This window comes from Streptomyces sp. NPDC001717 (assembly GCF_042892775.1).
Classification (GTDB): domain Bacteria; phylum Actinomycetota; class Actinomycetes; order Streptomycetales; family Streptomycetaceae; genus Streptomyces.
Window position 1 is genome coordinate 69455 of sequence record NZ_JBIAUK010000023.1, and the last position, 17334, is coordinate 86788.

A 17334-nucleotide genomic window follows, 5' to 3' on the forward strand; every position below is an offset into this window, starting at 1 on the left:
CCCCGCGGGGGTCCGGAACGGGAGGAGGCCCACGATGGACGAGCAGGGTGGAGCAGGCGGGGTGCCGCTGCACGACGACAGTGAGCAGGCCCGGCACCGCAAGCCGCACGCCGAACGCCGGGACGACCGGCGCACGGCTGCCGCCGACACGGACGAGGCCAGCCGCCTCGACCGCCCGCAGCAGCCCGAGAAGGAGAGCGGGAAGGGGACGCGCTGGGTGAGCCCGAAGCACGGCTGAATCGGCCGAACCGACGGACCGCGCACCACCGACCCCGACCCCGACCCCGACCCCGACCCCGACCCCGACCCCGGGCCCGGGGCCGGGGTCGGTCCGGCCGCCGTACGCACCCGGGAAGGCGCGGTGATCACCTGTACCGCGCAGCCAGGAGCCGTGCCTGCGGCGACGTGAGCGCATGCGGGGTTAGGCTCGAAGCCGGCCACGAAAGAGGTGATGCGCATGTGTCGCTGGCTGGCCTTCTACGGCTCGCCGGTGCTCCTCGACACGCTGCTGTACCGCCCGGAGCACTCGTTGATCAACCAGAGCCTGCGCGCCCGGATGGGCGTGGAATCCACGAACGGCGACGGCTTCGGAATCGGCTGGTACACCGCGGACGGAGACAGGACACCGGCGATCTTCCGGGACGTGGGCCCCGCCTGGAACAACCGCAACCTGCAGGAACTCGCGGCCCACGTGCGCTCGCCCCTCTTCTTCGCCCACGTGCGCGCCTCGACGGGCTCGGCCATCCAGCAGACCAACTGCCATCCGTTCCGCCACGGCCGGTGGCTGTGGATGCACAACGGTGCCATCTCGGAGTTCGAGCGGCTGCAACGCGACCTGTACATGGCGGTCGACCCGGCCCTGTTCCCGTCCATCGAGGGCTCCACCGACTCGGAGGTGATGTTCTACCTCGCGGTGACCTTCGGGCTGGACCAGGACGTGCCGGGCGCGGTGGCCAGGATGGCGGGTCTCGTGGAGCGGCTCGGCGACCAGCACGGCGTCGCCGACCCCCTGCAGATGACGGTGGCGGTCAGCGACGGCACCCGCGTATGGGCCTTCCGGTACTCCAGCCAGGGCAAGACGCGGTCCTTGTTCTACAGCAGCAAGGCCGAGACCGTACGGCGTCTGTACCCGGAACTGGACTACCTGAACAACGTGTCGGACTCCTCCCGCATCGTCGTCTCCGAGCCGCTGGGAGACCTGCCCGGTGTCTGGAACGAGCTCCCGGAAGCCAGCTACGCGGTCATCCCGTCGGACTCCGGGGACGACTACTTCCCCTTCGTCCCCGAGGTTTCCTGAACCACCGGGACCGCCGCGCGATCATGAGGGAGGAATGCCATGATCGTCGATTGCGCACACTACCGGGACGGGCGGCGCCAGCACGAAGGCGCGATGCCGCTGGAGGAGGCGGCCGCGCGCTGCACGACGGGCGGGTTCGTCTGGCTGGGCGTCTTCGAACCGGGCCCCGAGGAGCTGGCCCGCATCCGGGAGATCTTCGGGCTCCACGAACTCGCGGTCGAGGACGCCACCGCCTACCACCTGCGGCCCAAGGCCGAGCAGTACGAGGACGGCACCGAGCTGATCATCCTGCGCACGGCCCGCTACGACGACGAACGCGAGGAGATCGACACCGGCGAGATCAGCGTCTTCCTCGCCGAACACTTCGTGATCACCGTGCGCCAGGGCATCGCGAGCGAGCTGCACGGTGCCCGGAGCCGGCTCGAAAGCCGCCCCGAACTGCTGAAGAACGGCAGCGCCGCGACGCTCTGGGCGATCCTGGACCAGGTCGTCGACAGCTACGCGCCGGTCGTAGGGGAGCTCGAACGCGACATCGAGCAGATCGAGGCCACCGTGTTCTCCGGGGCGGTCGCGCCGACCGAGCGGATCTACTCCCTGCGCCGTGAGGCCACCGATTTCTACCGGGCCGTGCACCCGCTGCTCGCCGTGCTCGGGCGGCGTCTCCAGCCGGGCAAGTCACCGTCGGCGCTGCTGCCCTACTTCCGCGACGTGCACGACCACCTGCTGCTGGTCAACGAGGAGGTCGCCGCCCAGCGCGACCTCCTGACCACCGTGCTGGAGGCGAACATCGCGGTGATCTCCGTCGAACAGAACAAGATCAACCTCCGGCAGAGTGCCACGATGGAGCGGCTCACCGTCCTCGCCTCGGTGTTCCTGCCGCTGTCGTTCGTCGTCGGCTTCTTCGGGCAGAACTTCGGGTGGATGGTGGGCCACATCAGCAGCTTCACGGCGTTCCTCGCCTTCACCCTCGCCGGGCTGCTGCTGCCCTGCCTGCTGCTGTACGTCTGGCTGCGCCGGCGGCGCAGCCATCCGGGACAGCTGATGCCCGAGCCCTCGGGCCCGCCCCGGAGCCGGGCGGGTGCCTACGGACCCTCGTCGTAGGTACCCGCCTCGATCTCCAGGGCGAGTTCCTGGAGCACCTCGATCGCCGAAACGTCCGTGCGCCCGTTGTCGTGCGCGATGGCGAGGCTGGTGAACGCCAGGCTGAATCCGGAGACCATGGTGTGCAGCGCCGGGCCGAGGGCCTCGGCCACCAGGGTCGCCACCTGCTGCGGAGACGCGTCGGCCGGCACGCTGATCGACGGCAGCATCTCGTTCAGGAGCGTCGTGGCCACCCCGGGGGCCGCCGCCAGGTCGGCGTCGTAGCCGTCGGCGTCCTCACCGGCCTCGGCGGCCCGGCGGATCTCCTGGGCCTCGGTGAGGATGCCGATCACTCGCTTGAGTACCTCTGCGCGTTCCATCCTGTGGAGCGTAGCCCCGGATCCGGGGCTACGGGGCCGCGTCGTACTTGAAGTCCTGCCGGGCCGAGGGCGGTCAGCGGGTGACGCCGCCGTTGGCGAGGGGCCACTCCCGGTTGAGGGAGCCGAGCGGGATGCGGCGCTCGAAGACCGGCGTGCCGAACAGGGACAGCTGGAGGTGGAGCTGTCCGCTCAGGTCGAAGCCGCCGTACAGGGCCCAGGCGCCCGAGACCGAGGCCTTGCCGTCGGTGGAGGCGGTCGCCTTGGCGTCGGCCTCGCCGCGCAGGTAGGGGGCGAAGTCGGCGCTGACGCCGACGGCTCCGTACAGACCGACGGAGGCCTCCGCGCCGAGGGCGCCCTTGACCCGCCCGGCGGCGGTGACGCCCGCCTTGACCGGCGAGCTCTGCACGGCCGAGGTGCTGACCGGGGCCCAGCCCTTGCCCGCCGTGTAACCGCCGCCGACCCGGAAGTCGCCCTTGACGTCCTGCTGCACGTCGAGGGTCACCCGGCCGTCGGCCTCCACCTGGACGTAGCAGGTTAGGCTCAGGTTGACCACGACGGGAACGGGGCCGACCTGGATCACGGGAGCGCTGCGGAGCGTGGCGAACGGGATCCGCTTGGGCGCCCCGGTGCTCGCGGCGGCGCGGCCCTTCAGCTCCCACCGCGAGGACCAGTCGCCGCTCATCCCGAGGAAGGCGGAGTGCGGGCCCGCGCCGCCGCCCGGCGTGCCGTCGTACGCGAACTCGACCTTGGGGGCGAGCTGTACGAAGCCCGACACCGAGGCGCCGGCCGAGACGGGCGCACCCTCGGCGGTGTCCACCGCGGCGTTCACGTCGAGGCGCAGGCTGCCGAGGGGCAGCTCCGCGCCCTTGGGGCCGAACCGGGCGCCCTGGCCCTTGGCCCAGGAGAAGGTGACGCCCTTCATCAGCGGCTCGACGGTGACCGACGCCGGGTCGACCGGGACCTTGCCGTCGGCCTTGTCCTCCTTGAGGACGGAGGCCAGCGTGGTGGGAGCGGTCTTCACCTCGATGCCGCGGTCGGTCTTCCCGACCACCTCGGTGACCTTCGCGAGGAGACCGTCGGGGGCACCGGGCGCCGGCGCGCTGGCGATGACGTCGTCCACCGCCACGGGGTTGGGCGCGCCCGTGTGCTCCTGGGGGGTGGCCGCTATGACGGCGCGGCCGCTCGTCTTGTCGTAGGAGGCGACCTTCAGGGAGGACTTCTCGGGCCGTCCCTGGCCGGCACGGGCGCGGGCCACGGCCGTCGGCGCGGCGGATCCCTCGGGGGCGGAGGCGACGTCGAGCCGGCCGTCGCCGGCGGCCTCGGACGCGGAGGCGGCCGGGTTCTTCGGCTGGTCGGCGGAACCGGTGTGGGTGGGGGAGGAGCAGGCGGTGGCGGTGAGTGCCAGGGTCGTCAGGCAGGGGAGCAGGAGGCGTCGGGCGAGCGTGCGCACGTCGGAGTGACCTTCGGATCGTGGGGGAGGAGGAGTCGTTACTCGTAGGTAACGTCCGAATGATCATGCCATGTGCGCACAACGGCGGTCACCTCGGGATCCGGCCAACTCACGCCCGATTCATACACGTTGAAGATTCATCCATGCGGAAACGGGTGCGGGGGCCGGGGCAGCGGCGGGCGGTGACGTGCGCGCCGGGCGCGGTGCGCTCAGGATGAGGGGACCGGTGACAAGGAGCGGAGCATGAGCAGTCCGGCCGAGCGGTCCCGACGCGGGCGGGCCGTCCGCAAGAGCCTCAGCCGTGCCTCGCACGGTCAGTGGACCGTGTCGCCCGAGCGCCCCGATCCCGTCGCGGTGCTGCGGCGGCAGGCGGCCGGCAGGGTCCCGGAACTCCTGCCGATCCGCTACGGCCGGATGGCGGCCTCGCCGTTCGCGTTCCTGCGCGGCGCGGCCGCGGTCATGGCGGCCGACCTGGCGGCCCAACCGGACACGGGCCTGACCGTCCAGCTGGCCGGGGACGCGCACCTGCTGAACTTCGGAGTGTTCGCCTCACCCGAACGCGCCCTGCTCTTCGACCTCAACGACTTCGACGAGACCCTGCCCGGCCCCTTCGAATGGGACGTCAAGCGGCTCGTCGCGAGCGTCGCGGTGGCGGCCCGTCAGAACGGCCACGGCGACGACTGGGCCCGGGAATCGGCCCTGGCGGCGGCCCGGTCCTACCGGGAGACCATCAGGGAGCTCGCCGGGCAGGGCGAGCTGGACGTCTGGTACCACCGGATCGACACCGCCGATCTGGTGCCCCTCATCCGCAGGCCCAAGCTGCGCGGCCGAGTCGAGGCCACGTTGGCGCGCGCCCGCACCCGTACCAGCCTGCGCGCCCTCGAGAAGCTGACGGAGGCGCGCGACGGCGGCCGGCGCATCATCCACGACCCGCCCCTGCTGGAACCGCTGACCCGGGCGGATACCCAGGCCGTGGGCGAGCTCTTCGGCGAATACCGCAACACGCTCCCCGAGGAGCGCCACATGCTCCTGGACCGCTACCGGCTGGTCGACGTGGCGCGCAAGGTCGTCGGCGTCGGGAGCGTGGGGACCCGCTGCCACATCGTGCTGCTCACCGGCCGGGACGACGACGACCCGCTCTTCCTGCAGATCAAGGAGGCCGGCCCGTCCGTCCTGGAGGGCCACCTCCCGGCCGGAGGCCATGATCACCACGGTCACCGGGTCGTCGCCGGCCAGCGGCTGCTCCAGGCCACGAGCGACATCTTCCTCGGGTGGATGACCGGCCCCGGAGGACGCCACTTCTACGTCCGGCAGCTGCGCGACATGAAGGGATCGGCCGATGTCGCGAGCATGTCCCGGGGCGTCCTCGGGCAGTACGCCGCGCTGTGCGGCCGGGCGCTGGCGCGCGCCCACGCCCGCTCCGGCGACCGCATCGCCATCGCCGGGTACCTGGGCAACGCCGACACCTTCGACCGGGCCGTCGCCGGCTTCGCGCTGCGCTACGCCGACCGCACCGCCGCGGATCACGCCCTGCTGACCGCCGCCGTCGCCGACGGCTCCGTCACCGCCATCACCGGCGTCTGAACCGACGCGAAGGCGACGCCGTCCAAGGTCCAGTGCGGGTCGGGGGTGATGCCGAGCGCGGTGTAGACGTGGGCGGCGACATCGGCGTGTCGGAGGGCCGACGGTGCCGTGGCGGGCGACAGGCCGGGCCCACACGCGGCGATCCAGGCCGTGCGCTCCAGCGGGCTCCGTCCCCCGTGGCCCCCTTCGTCACGGTGACCGTGGTCCGTCACCACGATGACCGTCCACCGCTCGCCCCGGTGATCGGGGCGGCGGCGTACGGCGGCCAGGAGCCGGCCGAGGCGCCGGTCCGCCGCCTCGATCGCACGGCGGTACTCGGGACCGCAGCCGAGGAAGTGCGCGGTCTCGTCGACCGCGCCCAGGTAGACGAAGCCGGCGTGCAGCTCCTCGTCCAGCCCGAGGAGGTGTTCCGCGTCGGCGGTCACCCGCTCGTCCGCCTCCTCCCACGCCCCGGGGGTGTCCTCGCGGGGCGCGACGTAGCCGAGCCGGGTGGGGGCGGCGAAGAGCGGGCCGCCCTGCCGGGCGAGGAACAGCGGCTCCCAGCCCCCGACGGCGAAGGTGCGCCGACCGCAGTCGGCGGCGAGCCGGGTGGTGAAGTCGGGGAACACGTCGAGGCGGTGGCCGTCGAAGCGGTTGCCCCACACCCCGTGCTTGGCGACACCGACCCCGGTGACGATCGTGGCCCAGCACGGGCCCGACATCGTGGGGGTGTCGGCGTCCACCTCGACGGGTGCCAGGAAGCCCGCACGGGCGATCCCGTCGAGGTGCGGGGTGTCGACCTCGGGCAGCAGGTCGAGGCGCACCCCGTCGATGCCGACCACCAGTACGCGGGCGGTGTTCCGGGTGGTGTCGTCCATGGGCCGGTCCAGACGTGTCGTGGGCGGGTGGGGAGGGGCGTCGGGGCGGGCCGAGCGGGTGGCGCGCGCGAGGGTCAGGGGGCGACCCGGCGGAGCCGGATGAGGCTGCTGGCGTGGTCGCCCGCCGGCAGCCGCGGATCGAGGCCGTGACGGACGAGCGCGGCGCCGCTGTGCACCCGGCCCAGGTCCTCGTCCACGTACCGCGCCCCCGGGTCGAGGGCGGGCAGCCGCACGGGGGCGGGCGGATGGCCGAAGCGGGCCGTGGGACGCCATGCGAGGACCACGTGCTCGGAGTCGTCGTGCGCCGCGTAGTGGACCGCGGTCACGGGGCCGTCGGGCGGGGCGACGCGGTACTGGTGTCCCCGCTGGACGAGCGGGCGGATCCGCTTGTACAGGTCCACGAGTCCGGCGGCTTCGGCGAGTTCCTCCTCGCTCCAGGAGGTGAGGTCCCCGCCGAGGCCCAGGGCCCCGGCCATCGCGACGTGGAAGCGGAACCGCAGCGGGGTGCGCCGGCCGGTGACCCCGTTCGGGCTGTCGGTGACCCACGCGGCCATGGCCTGCGCGGGGAAGAGCTGCCCGAACCCGTGCTGGATGCCGATCCGGTCCACCGGGTCGGTGTTGTCCGAGGTCCACGCCTGGTCGGTACGGGCGAGGATCCCGAGGTCGACGCGCCCGCCGCCACCCGCGCACGCCTCGATGCGCAGACCGGGGTGGGCGGCACGGAGCCGGTCCATGATCCGGTGGACGGCGCGGGTGTGGTCGATCCACAGCCGGTCCGGGTCGGGCCCGCCCGGCCGGCCGGCCTCGGTGAAGGCCCGGTTGGCGTCCCACTTGAGCCAGTCGACGTCGTGGTCGCGCACGAGCCGGTCGAGCGTCTCCTGGGCCCACGCCTCGACCTCGGGCAGCCCGAAGTCCAGCACCAGCTGGTTGCGGAGCTCGGTCGCGTCGAGCCGGGGGGAGTGGACGACCCAATCGGGGTGGGCCCGGTACAACTCGCTGTCCCGGTTGACCATTTCGGGCTCCACCCACAGTCCGAACGCCATCCCGAGCCGGTGCACCTCGTCGGCGAGGGGTCGCAGTCCGCGGGGGAAGGCCTCGGGCCGCGGAGTCCAGTCCCCGAGCCCGGAACGGTCGTCGCGGCGGGTGCCGAACCAGCCGTCGTCCAGGACGAAGAGCTCCGCGCCGGCGCGGGCGGCCAGCCCGGCCAACCGCATCTGACCGGCCTCGTGGACGTCGAACCCGGTGGCCTCCCACGAGTTGTAGAGGACCGGCCGGTCCCGGTCGGGCTCCGGCAGTACGTGCCTCCGTACGTGGTCGTGCCAGGCGCGGCTGGCCGCGCCGAAGCCGTGCGGGGTGTGGAGGCCCGCGTACACCGGTGTACGAAGGCTCTGCCCGGGCCGCAGGGTCCAGCCGATCCCCTCGTGCCCGAAGCCGCCGGTCCAGGTGGTGCGGCCGACGGGATCGCGGTGGACCGTGACGCGCCAACTCCCGCTCCAGGCGAGGGCGGTGCTCCACACCTCGCCCGACTCCTCCGTCGCGGTGCCGTCGTCGACGGCGAGCCAGGGGGAGGCGTGGTGGCCGGTGAGTCCCCGACGGCTCGTCAGCACGGTCTCGGCGACGGGCAACCGGTCGCGCCGGAGCTGGAACTCGCTGTTCCAGCCGCCGACCAGATGGCTCAGCCGGTAGTCGGCCAGCGGGGGAGCGGTCCAGGCGGCCGAGTCGAGCCGGTCGACCGAGACGGGATCGTCCGTGGTCCCGGTGTGGGTCAGTTCCGTCCAGCGCTCGATGACGTCGCTGCCCGCCCGGACGCGGTAGCACAGTTCGGTGCGCAGCGGCCGGTGGCGGTCGTCGAGGCGCAGCCGCAGTTCGCCGCCCTCGACGCGGTGGCCGGCGAAGTGCCACTGGGTGCCCCGGGTGCCGTCGGAGAAGCGGACCTGGAGCCCGGCCGGTCCGAAGCGCGCACCGGTCTGCGGTGCGAGTTCGTCGGCGGCGGCATCGGCCTCGAAGCTGCTCGCGGCGGGGGAGACGGCCTCCGGCAGCTCGGACAGCAGTCCGGTGTCGAGCGGCGCACCCCAGTACACGTGCCGGGGACTGCCGTCCGCGCCGACGCGGAGGGCGTACACGCTGTGGGGCGTGCGCAGCACCGCGAGGCCCGGATCGGGATCGAAGGTGACGAGCGGGAGCGTGGCGAGCACGGATGGGTCCCCTGACGTGCGGATGTGAACGCGGTTGTCTGCGGGCGGAGTTGGGCCCCGAGCGTAGGGCCGGCCCAACTCCCGAATCAATACTGGAAGAAGTTATTTATTTGCTCTACGTTTCACCCGTGTTCCGACATCAAGCCCAGCCTCTGGTCAGCGCACCCGCCGAGACCGCGGTCCTCGCCCTGCTCCTCGCGGAGGGCCCGCTCAGCAGAGTGGAACTGGCCCGCCGCACCGGGCTCTCCTCGACGGCCGTCACCAAGGCGGCCAGACCGCTCATCGACGACGGCTACCTGTACGAACTCCCCCCGGAGCGCACGGCGCCCGGCGCCGGTCGGCCGGTGAACCCGCTCGCGGTCGCACCCGACCGGGAGTACTTCATCGGCCTGAAGATCAGCTCAGACCAGGTCTTCGGCGCCGTATGCGATCTGCGGGCCGGCATCAGGACCACAGCCGTCCGGCACCTCGACGTGTGCGCCCCCGAACCCGTCGCCGCCCTCGTCGCCGAACTGGTGGACGAACTCCTGGACTCCGAACCGGCGTTCCGCGACCGCACCCGCCACCTCGGCGTCGCCGTGAACGGGGACGTGGACCGCGACGACGGCCGGCTGCGCCACTCCGGCCTGCTCGGCTGGCGCGAGGTCCCGCTCGCCGAACTGCTCGCCGCCTCCACCGGCCTCGCGGTCACCGTCGAGAACGACGTCAGGGCCCTGACCGTCGCCGAGCACTGGTTCGGCGAAGGCATCGGCACCGGCTACTTCGCGCTGGTCACCATCGGCGCGGGCATCGGCTCCGCGCTCGTCGTGGGTGGGCACCTCCTCAGAGGCGCCCACGGCGTCGCGGGCGAGGTCGGACACATCTGCGTCGACCCGTCCGGTCCGCGCTGCCGATGCGGCGCGCGCGGCTGCGTCGAGGCGATCGCCTCGACCGGAGCGATCGTCGAAGCGGTCCGCCGGTCCACCGCGAACCCGGGTCTCACCTTCGACGAGGCCGTCGCCATGGCGCGCGAGGGCCTCCCCGCGGCACGCGAGGCCTTCGCCCGCGCCGGAGAGGCCATCGGGGTCGGCATCGCCGCACTGGTCAACCTCGTCGGCCCGGAGCGGGTCGTCGTCAGCGGCGAAGGAGTCGACACCTACGACCTCTTCGGCAGCCACATCCAGGACGCATACGCCGCACACGTCTTCGGCGCCGCGTCCCGGTGCTCCCTGTCGCTGCGCCCGCTGCCGTGGGAGGAGTGGGCCCGCGGCGGCGCCGCCGTCGCCATCCAGGCCCTGTTCCCGCAGCCGGCCACCCCCTCCACGCTCGGCGCCGGCTGACGGGGACGGCGGGCCGCCGTCCCCACAGCCGTCGCGTAGGCCCCTCCGATCCCCGACCGCCGCCCGCCCCTTTCCCCCGCACGCACCGGCGGGGGCGGGCGGCCGGGAAGCACAGCACGTCCGCACCGCGCCCCCTCAGTCCCCTCAGCACCCCTCACAGAAGGAAATGCGACATGAGCGCACGCAGACCAGAGCTCAGCCGACGCGGATTCCTCACCGGATCGCTGCTCGTCGCCGCCGGAACGGTCCTGACCACCGCCTGCGGCACCGACCCGACCGGCGGCTCCTCCTCCGGAGCGAAGACCACCCTCAACGTCTGGTACCACGCCTACGGCGAGGCCGGCACCCAGCAGGCCGTGCTCCGCTACGCGACCGCCTTCACCAAGGCCAACCCGGACACAGCCGTCAAGGTGACCTGGGTGCCCGGCGACTACACGGCCAAGCTCAACGCGACCCTGCTGACCGAATCGGCGCCCGACGTCTTCGAGATCGGCGACTTCAGCGAGGCCCTCGCCCGCCGCGGCCAGATCGCCGCGCTCGACGACGTGTACGGCAGCGCCAAGAGCGACTTCAACACCAACGCCGTCGAGTCGGTCGCCGTCGACGGCAAGCTCTACGGCGTCAAGATGATCGACGACGTCATGATGCTCTACTACCGCAAGAGCGCCCTGTCGAAGGCCGGGATCACCCCGCCCGCCACCTTCGACGACCTCGTCGCCGCCGCGAAGGCCCTGACCACCGACAAGAACAAGGGCCTGTTCGTCGGCAACGACGGCATCGGCGACTCCCCGAGCATCGCCGCCTTCGCCAACGGCAGCGACCTCGTGACCCCCGACGGCAAGGTGGCCTTCGGATCCGACCGGGCGCTCGAAGCACTGACCGGGCTGAAGCGCCTGCACGACGACAAGTCCCTGCTCCTCGGGTTCACCACGGACTGGTGGGATCCCGCCGCCTTCACCCAGGGCGTCGTACCGATGCAGTGGGGCGGCCTGTGGTCGATGCCCGCCGTCTCCACCGCGCTCGGCGACGACTTCGGCGTGCTGCCGTGGCCCGCCTTCAAGGCCGGCGCCGCTCCCGTCGTCCGCGTCGGCGGCTGGACGAGCTGCGTCAACGCCAAGGGCAAGAACGTGGACGCCGCGAAGAAGTTCGTCCAGTGGCTGTGGGTCGGCCAGTCCGACCTGCAGAAGGACTTCGCCGAGAGCTACGGGTTCCACGTCCCGCCGCGCACCTCCGTGGCGGCCTCCGCGCAGAAGCTCACCGCGGGCGCGGCCAAGGAGACCGTGGAGCTGGCGGCCAAGTACGGCAAGCACTACCCGGGGACCTGGGACACCGCCGTGAGCAGCACGTTCAACGCCGCCGCGGCGAAGATCACCGGCGGGCAGGGAGACCCCGCCGCCCTCCTGGCCGACGCGGTGAAGAAGGCGCAGAGCGAGATAGACAAGCAGCTCGGCCGGTGAAACCGATGAACGCGGTGAATCCCGTGAACCGGTCGGCCGGCGCCGGCCGGTCCGGCAGGCTCGCCTTCGTGCTGCTGACCGCGCCCATGCTGATCGGGCTCGGCGTCTTCAAGTACGTGGCGATCGGCTGGAGTTTCCTGCTGAGCCTCAGCGACGCCCGCGGCACCATCGCCCTCGGCCACTGGGTCGGATTCGAGAACTACCACACCCTCCTGTCCGACCCGGCGTTCCGCGGCTCGCTGGTCCAGATCCTGTTGTTCACCGCCTTCATCGTGCCCGTCACCTTCACGGCCTCCCTCGGGCTGGCCCTGCTGGTGCACCGGATCCGGCGCGGCCGGGCCCTGCTGCGCACCACGTTCCTCATACCGGCGGCCGTCTCGTACGTCGCCGCGTCCCTGCTGTGGAAGATGTGCCTGTTCAACGGCCTGCCGGCGGGCGTCGCCAACACGATCTCCGGATGGTTCGGAGCGGAGCCCGTCGCCTGGTTGCAGGGCGGCTCACCACCGCTGTACTGGATCGTCCTCGTGAGCCTGCGCCTCTGGCTCCAGGTCGGCTTCTACATGGTGCTCTTCCTCGCCGGGCTCCAGGCCATCCCCAGGGAGGTCCACGAGGCCGCCGCGCTCGACGGGGCGACCGGCCGGCGGCTCCTGACCCGGATCACCCTGCCGATGCTGCGCAACACCTCCGTCGCCGTCCTCATGCTGCTGTTCATCGCCGCCTTCCAGGCCTTCGACGAGTTCTACAACCTCTTCAACAGCGGGCTCTCGGGCACCGGAACGGCTCCGGTGCAGACCCCGCTGGTCCACCTCTACAACATCGCCATGGGAAGCCAGAACTACGGTCTCGGCTCGGCGGGCGCCTTCGTGCTGACCGCCCTCATCGTCGGAGTGACCCTGATCCAGGGCCGGTTCACCGGTTTCGGCAGGAGCGGAGAGTGAGAAGCGCGTGATCACCCTGCCCGGAATCCCCCGGACCGCACGCCTGTTGGCCCGCGGTCTGCTCGTCGGCCTGCTCACCACGGCCTTCCTGGCGCCCTTCTACCTGATGCTCCGCAACTCCCTCATGGACTCCCGGAGCCTGACGTCCCCGGAGTGGACGTGGTGGCCCCGGGAGGCGCACTTCGAGAACTTCACCGCCCTGTTCTCGGACCCCACCGTCTCCATGGGCCGCGCCCTCGGCAATTCGCTGCTGATCGCCGCCGTGACCGCGCCGCTCTCCACGCTCCTGGCCTCCGCCGCCGGTTACGCCCTCGCCCGGATCCCGGTCCGGGGGCGCGGGGTGCTGCTCGCCCTGGTGGTGGCCACGCTGATGATCCCCGGCTCGGTCACCTTCGTACCGACCTTCGTCGTCGTCGGTTCGATGGGCGGCGTCAACACGCTGTGGGGCATCATCGCGCCCGGCCTCTTCAACCCCTTCGCGGTGCTGCTGTTCCGCAACTTCTACCTCCAGTTCCCGAGTGAGATCGAAGAGGCGGGACGACTCGACGGCCTCGGTTGGCTCGGGCTGTACGGCCGGATCGCGCTGCCCAGCTCCGGCGCGATGCTGGCGTCGCTCGGCGCGCTGTCCTTCATCGAGAGCTGGAACTCCTTCCTCTGGCCGCTGGTCATCGGCCAGGACCCGTCCGCCTGGACCGCGCAGATCGCGCTGTCCACCTTCCTCACCTCGCAGACCGTCAACCTCCCCGGCCTCTTCGCCGGCGCCGTCGTCACCATCACGCCCCTGGTCGTCATGTTCCTCGTCGCCCAGCGCTACATCGTCGAGGGCATCGCCACGAGCGGTCTCAAGGGCTGACCCGAACCGGGCCCGCCTCCCCGAATCCCCCCGGAGCTCCCGTCCGGGGTCCGCACCGCCGCACCACGGCACCACCGCACCGCCGTTCCACCCCGCTCCCTCACCCCACTCCATCCGGAGGGAATCCCTCATGAGATCCGCAAGATCACCGAGGTCCGTGACACGAGGCCTGCGCACGCTGCTCGCGACCGCGGCGCTGATCGCCGCGGCCGTGGCCGTTCCCGGGGCACAGGCCGTCGCCGCCGCCCCGGCGTCCGCCACCGCGTCCGCCCCCGTAGCCCTGACGGGCGAGCAGCTCGCCGCCTCCTGGCGCGGCCCGCTCTCCACCCGGGGCCGGTACGTCGTCGACGCCGACGGGAACCGCTTCAAGCTGAAGTCCGGCAACTGGGCCGGCGCCCAGGGCACCTGGCAGGGCAGCGGAGACGTCGGCGACGTGGCCAACCACCAAGCGCGGCAGAACTCGCACAACCTCCCGCTCGGCCTGGACCGCAAGCCGATCGCACAGATCCTGGCCGACTTCCACGCCATGGGCCTCAACAGCGTCCGACTGCCGTTCGCCAACGCGCTGCTCCACGACACGAGCGTCGTCCCGGACTCGGCCGTGGCCGCCAACCCGCAGCTGAAGGGCAAGACACCGCTCCAGGTGTTCGACGCCGTCGTCGCGGCCCTGACCGCCGACGGGTTCGCCGTCATCCTCAACAACCACACCACCAGCTACCGCTTCTGCTGCGGCCTGGACGGCAACGAGCGCTGGAACAGCGGCCAGTCCACGCAGGCGTGGATCGACGACTGGGTGTTCCTGGTCAAGCGCTACCAGGCGGACAAGCGGGTCGTCGGCGCCGACCTGCGCAACGAGGTCCGCCGCGACACCTGGAACGACCCCAACTGGGGCTGGGGCAACGACCACGACCTCAACAAGGCCCTGGAAGACGCCGGCAACCGGATCCTCCAGGCCGACCCGGACATGCTGGTCGTCATGGAGGGCATCAACTGGCAGGGCATCCCGACGGACGTGACCCCCCACGGCCGTCCGACGCTCACCCCGGTCGCCACCCTCTCCAACACCCTCATCCGCTCCGACAAGCTCGTCTACGCGGCCCACTTCTACGGCTACACCGGCCCGAACCACACCGGCGCCACCGGCACGGGCGAGACCCACGACCCGCGCTACGAGGAGTTCACCCCCCAGCAGCTCGCCCAGGTCGTCGACGACCAGGCGCTGTTCGTCACCCGGTCCGGGCAGCACTTCACCGCACCCGTGTGGATCAGCGAGTTCGGTGCCGCCGGCCGCGGGGACGTCGACGCCCGCGAACGCGCGTGGTTCACCAACTTCACCGACATCATGGTGCGGAACGACACCGACTTCGCCATCTGGCCGCTGGTCGGCTGGAGCGACGCGAACGGCACGCCGAACGACAACTGGGCCATGGTCAACTACCGCGCGGACGGCACACGGCTCGGCGTCATGGACGCCGGCGACTGGCGCGCCGGCGACTGGAACAAGCTCGTGGGCGCCCCCGGCAAGACCGGCCCGGTCGACCAGACCCCGCGCTGGAACATGCTCAACCTCGACTACGGCGACTACGACGTCTCCGCCGGCATGCTCGCGAAGCCCGACTGGTCGCCCGGCAACCGCAAGGGCAACTGCCCCGACACCCAGCGCCTCGTCGGCCTCGGCCGCAGCGACAGCCGGGGCCTGTGCACCGACGCGGGCCGGCCCGCCAAGGGAGGCGGCGCCTGGACCGTCGTCACCGACGAGCGGTACGTCACCGGGGGCGACTGGGCCGGCGGCTACAACAAGCTCCAGTGCCCGGACCGCACCTTCGCCGTCGGCTACAGCGTGAACGGCAACGCCATGTCCGCGCTGCTCTGCGCCCCGGCGGCGACCGCCCTGCCCACCTCCGGTCGCGTGCTCTGGTTCGACCACGGCGACAACCGGCCCGCCACCGGTGGTTCGAACGCCAGTGACTGGGCACCCGGCTACTACAAGGGCCAGTGCGCCGACAACGAGTACCTCGCCGGCGTCGCCTTCACCTGGAAGTGGATGCACTACGGCGTCCCGGACGCCCTGCTCTGCCGCCCCCTCACCTGACCCCCTTCCTCCGCACCCGCACGCACAGCTAGGAGCACCCGGCATGCCCCGACTGGAGATCGACGAGGACGGATTCCGCCTCGACGACCGACCGTTCCGCATCCTCTCGGGCGGACTGCACTACTTCCGCGTCCACCCGCAGCAGTGGGCCGATCGGCTCCGCAAGGCACGCCTGCTGGGACTCAACACGGTCGAGACCTACGTCCCCTGGAACCTCCACGCCCCTCGGCGCGGCGAGTTCCGGCTGGACGGAGGTCTCGACCTGCCCCGCTTCCTCGACCTCGCCGCCGCCGAGGGCCTGCACGTCCTCCTGCGGCCCGGCCCGTACATCTGCGCCGAATGGGAGGGCGGCGGCCTGCCCTCGTGGCTGCTGACCGAGGAGGACATCGCCCTGCGCAGCCGCGACCCCCGCTTCCTGGCGGCCGTCGACGCCCATCTCGCCGCCCTCCTCCCGCCGCTGAAGCCGTACCTGTCCACCGCCGGCGGGCCGGTCATCGCGGTACAACTGGAGAACGAGTACGGCGCCTTCGGCGAGGACACCGGCTACCTCGCCGACCTCGCCGGCCTGCTGCGCACCCACGGAGTGGACGTCCCGCTGTTCACCTGTGACCAGCCCGGCGACCTCGCCCGCGGCGGCCTGGACGGCGTGCTCCGCACCGTGAACTTCGGCAGCCGGGTCGAGGCCGGCCTCGACGCGCTGCGCAGGCACCAGCCGACCGGGCCGCTGATGTGCTCGGAGTTCTGGATCGGCTGGTTCGACCGCTGGGGCGCCGCACACACCACCCGCGACGCCGCCGACGCGGCCGCCGACCTGGACCGGCTGCTGTCCGCCGGGGCCTCGGTCAACATCTACATGCTGCACGGCGGCACCAACTTCGGCTTCACCAACGGCGCCAACGACAAGGGCACCTACCGCCCGACCGTCACCTCGTACGACTACGACGCGCTGCTCGACGAGGCCGGCGACCCCACTCCCAAGTACGAGGCCTTCCGCGAGGTCCTCGCCCGTCACGCCCCGGTTCCCGACGAGACCGTCCCCGCCAGGGCCCGGAAGCTCGCCCCGGTCACCGTCGAACTCGACCACTGCGCCGGCCTGTTCGAGCAAGAGCGGCTGTTCGGCGAGGCCGTCCTCGGCGACCGTCCGCTGACCATGGAGCAGCTCGGTCAGTCCTTCGGGTTCGTGCTGTACGAGGCGGCCCTGCCGGCCGCCGGGCCGACCGTGCTGCGGATCGACGAGGTCCGCGACCGTGCCCAGGTCTTCGTCGACGGGCAGCCCGTCGGCGTCCTGGCGCGGGAGCTCCACGAGCACGCCCTCGCCTTCACCAGCCCCGGGCCCGGGGCGCGCCTGGCGGTCCTGGTGGAGAACCAGGGCCGGGTGAACTACGGACCCGGTGTCCACGACCGCAAGGGCCTGCTCGGCGCGGTCACCGTCAATGGCGAGCCGCTCACCGAGTGGAGCAGTCGGCCGCTGCCGCTGGACTCCCCGGACGGGATCGCCTTCGCCCCCGCCGCACCCCTGGTGGGCCCGGCCTTTCATCAGGGCTCCTTCGAGATCGACCGGCCCGCCGACGGCCACCTCGCCCTGGCCGGCTGGACCAAGGGCCATGCCTGGATCAACGGCTTCGCGCTCGGCCGCTACTGGTCCCGGGGCCCGCAGGCGACCCTGTACGTCCCCGCGCCGGTGCTCCGTACCGGCCGCAACGAGATCACCGTCCTGGAACTCCACGCCACCGCGACCCGCGCCGTGGAACTGAGGGACCGGCCCGACCCGGGTGCCGCGCAGGACTGAGCCCCGGCGCCCCTCCCGGCCGTCCGCCGGCCTCCCCGCACAC

The 17334-nt window shown here is 72.1% G+C and carries 14 protein-coding genes; 10 read left to right on the plus strand and 4 right to left on the minus strand.

Features of this window, described 5'->3' with window-relative positions; genetic code table 11:
* The first annotated feature begins 34 nt into the window (after positions 1-34).
* The 3 genes from ACFYZL_RS29020 (at position 35) to ACFYZL_RS29030 (ending at position 2398) form a co-directional block, all read left to right on the plus strand.
* Entirely contained in the window at positions 35-238 is a 204-nt protein-coding gene (locus ACFYZL_RS29020; RefSeq protein ID WP_384744275.1) for a hypothetical protein, read from the plus strand.
* Between the two features lie 219 nt (positions 239-457).
* Entirely contained in the window at positions 458-1297 is an 840-nt protein-coding gene (locus ACFYZL_RS29025; RefSeq protein ID WP_384744273.1) for a class II glutamine amidotransferase, read from the plus strand.
* Between the two features lie 39 nt (positions 1298-1336).
* Entirely contained in the window at positions 1337-2398 is a 1062-nt protein-coding gene (locus tag ACFYZL_RS29030; protein ID WP_384744272.1) for a magnesium and cobalt transport protein CorA, read from the plus strand.
* Here the strand turns inward: ACFYZL_RS29030 and ACFYZL_RS29035 are convergent.
* Entirely contained in the window at positions 2380-2757 is a 378-nt protein-coding gene (locus tag ACFYZL_RS29035; protein WP_384744270.1) for a hypothetical protein, read from the minus strand. The genes ACFYZL_RS29030 and ACFYZL_RS29035 overlap by 19 nt on opposite strands.
* A 73-nt stretch (positions 2758-2830) precedes the next feature.
* The gene (locus ACFYZL_RS29040) at positions 2831-4207 is read right to left on the minus strand and encodes a hypothetical protein (protein ID WP_388682975.1); all 1377 of its coding nucleotides are present in this window, start codon (positions 4205-4207) and stop codon (positions 2831-2833) included.
* 243 nt (positions 4208-4450) lie between these two features.
* Here ACFYZL_RS29040 and ACFYZL_RS29045 point away from each other — a divergent pair, with 243 nt between their 5' ends.
* On the plus strand, positions 4451-5791 hold the full coding sequence (locus ACFYZL_RS29045) for a DUF2252 domain-containing protein (RefSeq protein ID WP_384744267.1): 1341 nt from the start codon (positions 4451-4453) through the stop codon (positions 5789-5791).
* On the opposite strand, the gene ACFYZL_RS29050 is transcribed toward ACFYZL_RS29045, so the two are convergent.
* Both ACFYZL_RS29050 and ACFYZL_RS29055 read right to left on the minus strand, forming a co-directional pair.
* A complete protein-coding gene (locus ACFYZL_RS29050) occupies positions 5731-6648 on the minus strand; it encodes an alkaline phosphatase family protein (protein ID WP_384744266.1) in 918 nt (305 codons plus the stop codon). The two genes, ACFYZL_RS29045 and ACFYZL_RS29050, sit on opposite strands and share 61 nt — an antisense overlap.
* 74 nt (positions 6649-6722) lie before the next feature.
* The gene (locus ACFYZL_RS29055; RefSeq protein WP_388682978.1) at positions 6723-8843 is read right to left on the minus strand and encodes an alpha-galactosidase; all 2121 of its coding nucleotides are present in this window, start codon (positions 8841-8843) and stop codon (positions 6723-6725) included.
* Between the two features lie 128 nt (positions 8844-8971).
* On the opposite strand from ACFYZL_RS29055, the gene ACFYZL_RS29060 reads away from it, so the two are divergent.
* The 6 genes from ACFYZL_RS29060 to ACFYZL_RS29085 all read left to right on the plus strand — a co-directional run bounded on the left by ACFYZL_RS29060 (position 8972) and on the right by ACFYZL_RS29085 (position 17291).
* A complete protein-coding gene (locus ACFYZL_RS29060) occupies positions 8972-10162 on the plus strand; it encodes an ROK family protein (protein ID WP_388682980.1) in 1191 nt (396 codons plus the stop codon).
* Positions 10163-10335: 173 nt separating this feature from the next.
* On the plus strand, positions 10336-11619 hold the full coding sequence (locus ACFYZL_RS29065; RefSeq protein WP_384744262.1) for an ABC transporter substrate-binding protein: 1284 nt from the start codon (positions 10336-10338) through the stop codon (positions 11617-11619).
* A 5-nt stretch (positions 11620-11624) separates the two neighbouring features.
* Positions 11625-12557, plus strand: coding sequence for a carbohydrate ABC transporter permease (locus ACFYZL_RS29070; protein WP_384744261.1), 933 nt, complete (start codon positions 11625-11627; stop codon positions 12555-12557).
* A 7-nt stretch (positions 12558-12564) separates the two neighbouring features.
* On the plus strand, positions 12565-13410 hold the full coding sequence (locus ACFYZL_RS29075; RefSeq protein WP_388682983.1) for a carbohydrate ABC transporter permease: 846 nt from the start codon (positions 12565-12567) through the stop codon (positions 13408-13410).
* A gap of 130 nt (positions 13411-13540) precedes the next feature.
* Positions 13541-15502 carry a glycoside hydrolase family 5 protein gene (locus tag ACFYZL_RS29080; protein ID WP_388682987.1) on the plus strand — a complete coding sequence of 654 codons (1962 nt, stop codon included), beginning with the start codon at positions 13541-13543 and terminating at the stop codon, positions 15500-15502.
* Between the two features lie 43 nt (positions 15503-15545).
* Positions 15546-17291, plus strand: coding sequence for a beta-galactosidase family protein (locus tag ACFYZL_RS29085; protein ID WP_388682990.1), 1746 nt, complete (start codon positions 15546-15548; stop codon positions 17289-17291).
* Positions 17292-17334: the final 43 nt, after the last annotated feature.

What these genes read in the sequence shown, in the direction of transcription:
- ACFYZL_RS29020 (WP_384744275.1), top strand. Translation starts at nt 35, where the DNA reads ATGGACGAGCAGGGTGGAGCAGGCGGGGTGCCGCTGCACGACGACAGT.
- ACFYZL_RS29025 (WP_384744273.1), top strand. Translation starts at nt 458, where the DNA reads ATGTGTCGCTGGCTGGCCTTCTACGGCTCGCCGGTGCTCCTCGACACG.
- ACFYZL_RS29030 (WP_384744272.1), top strand. Translation starts at nt 1,337, where the DNA reads ATGATCGTCGATTGCGCACACTACCGGGACGGGCGGCGCCAGCACGAA.
- ACFYZL_RS29035 (WP_384744270.1), bottom strand. Translation starts at nt 2,757, where the DNA reads ATGGAACGCGCAGAGGTACTCAAGCGAGTGATCGGCATCCTCACCGAG.
- ACFYZL_RS29045 (WP_384744267.1), top strand. Translation starts at nt 4,451, where the DNA reads ATGAGCAGTCCGGCCGAGCGGTCCCGACGCGGGCGGGCCGTCCGCAAG.
- ACFYZL_RS29050 (WP_384744266.1), bottom strand. Translation starts at nt 6,648, where the DNA reads ATGGACGACACCACCCGGAACACCGCCCGCGTACTGGTGGTCGGCATC.
- ACFYZL_RS29065 (WP_384744262.1), top strand. Translation starts at nt 10,336, where the DNA reads ATGAGCGCACGCAGACCAGAGCTCAGCCGACGCGGATTCCTCACCGGA.
- ACFYZL_RS29070 (WP_384744261.1), top strand. Translation starts at nt 11,625, where the DNA reads ATGAACGCGGTGAATCCCGTGAACCGGTCGGCCGGCGCCGGCCGGTCC.
- ACFYZL_RS29080 (WP_388682987.1), top strand. Translation starts at nt 13,541, where the DNA reads ATGAGATCCGCAAGATCACCGAGGTCCGTGACACGAGGCCTGCGCACG.
- ACFYZL_RS29085 (WP_388682990.1), top strand. Translation starts at nt 15,546, where the DNA reads ATGCCCCGACTGGAGATCGACGAGGACGGATTCCGCCTCGACGACCGA.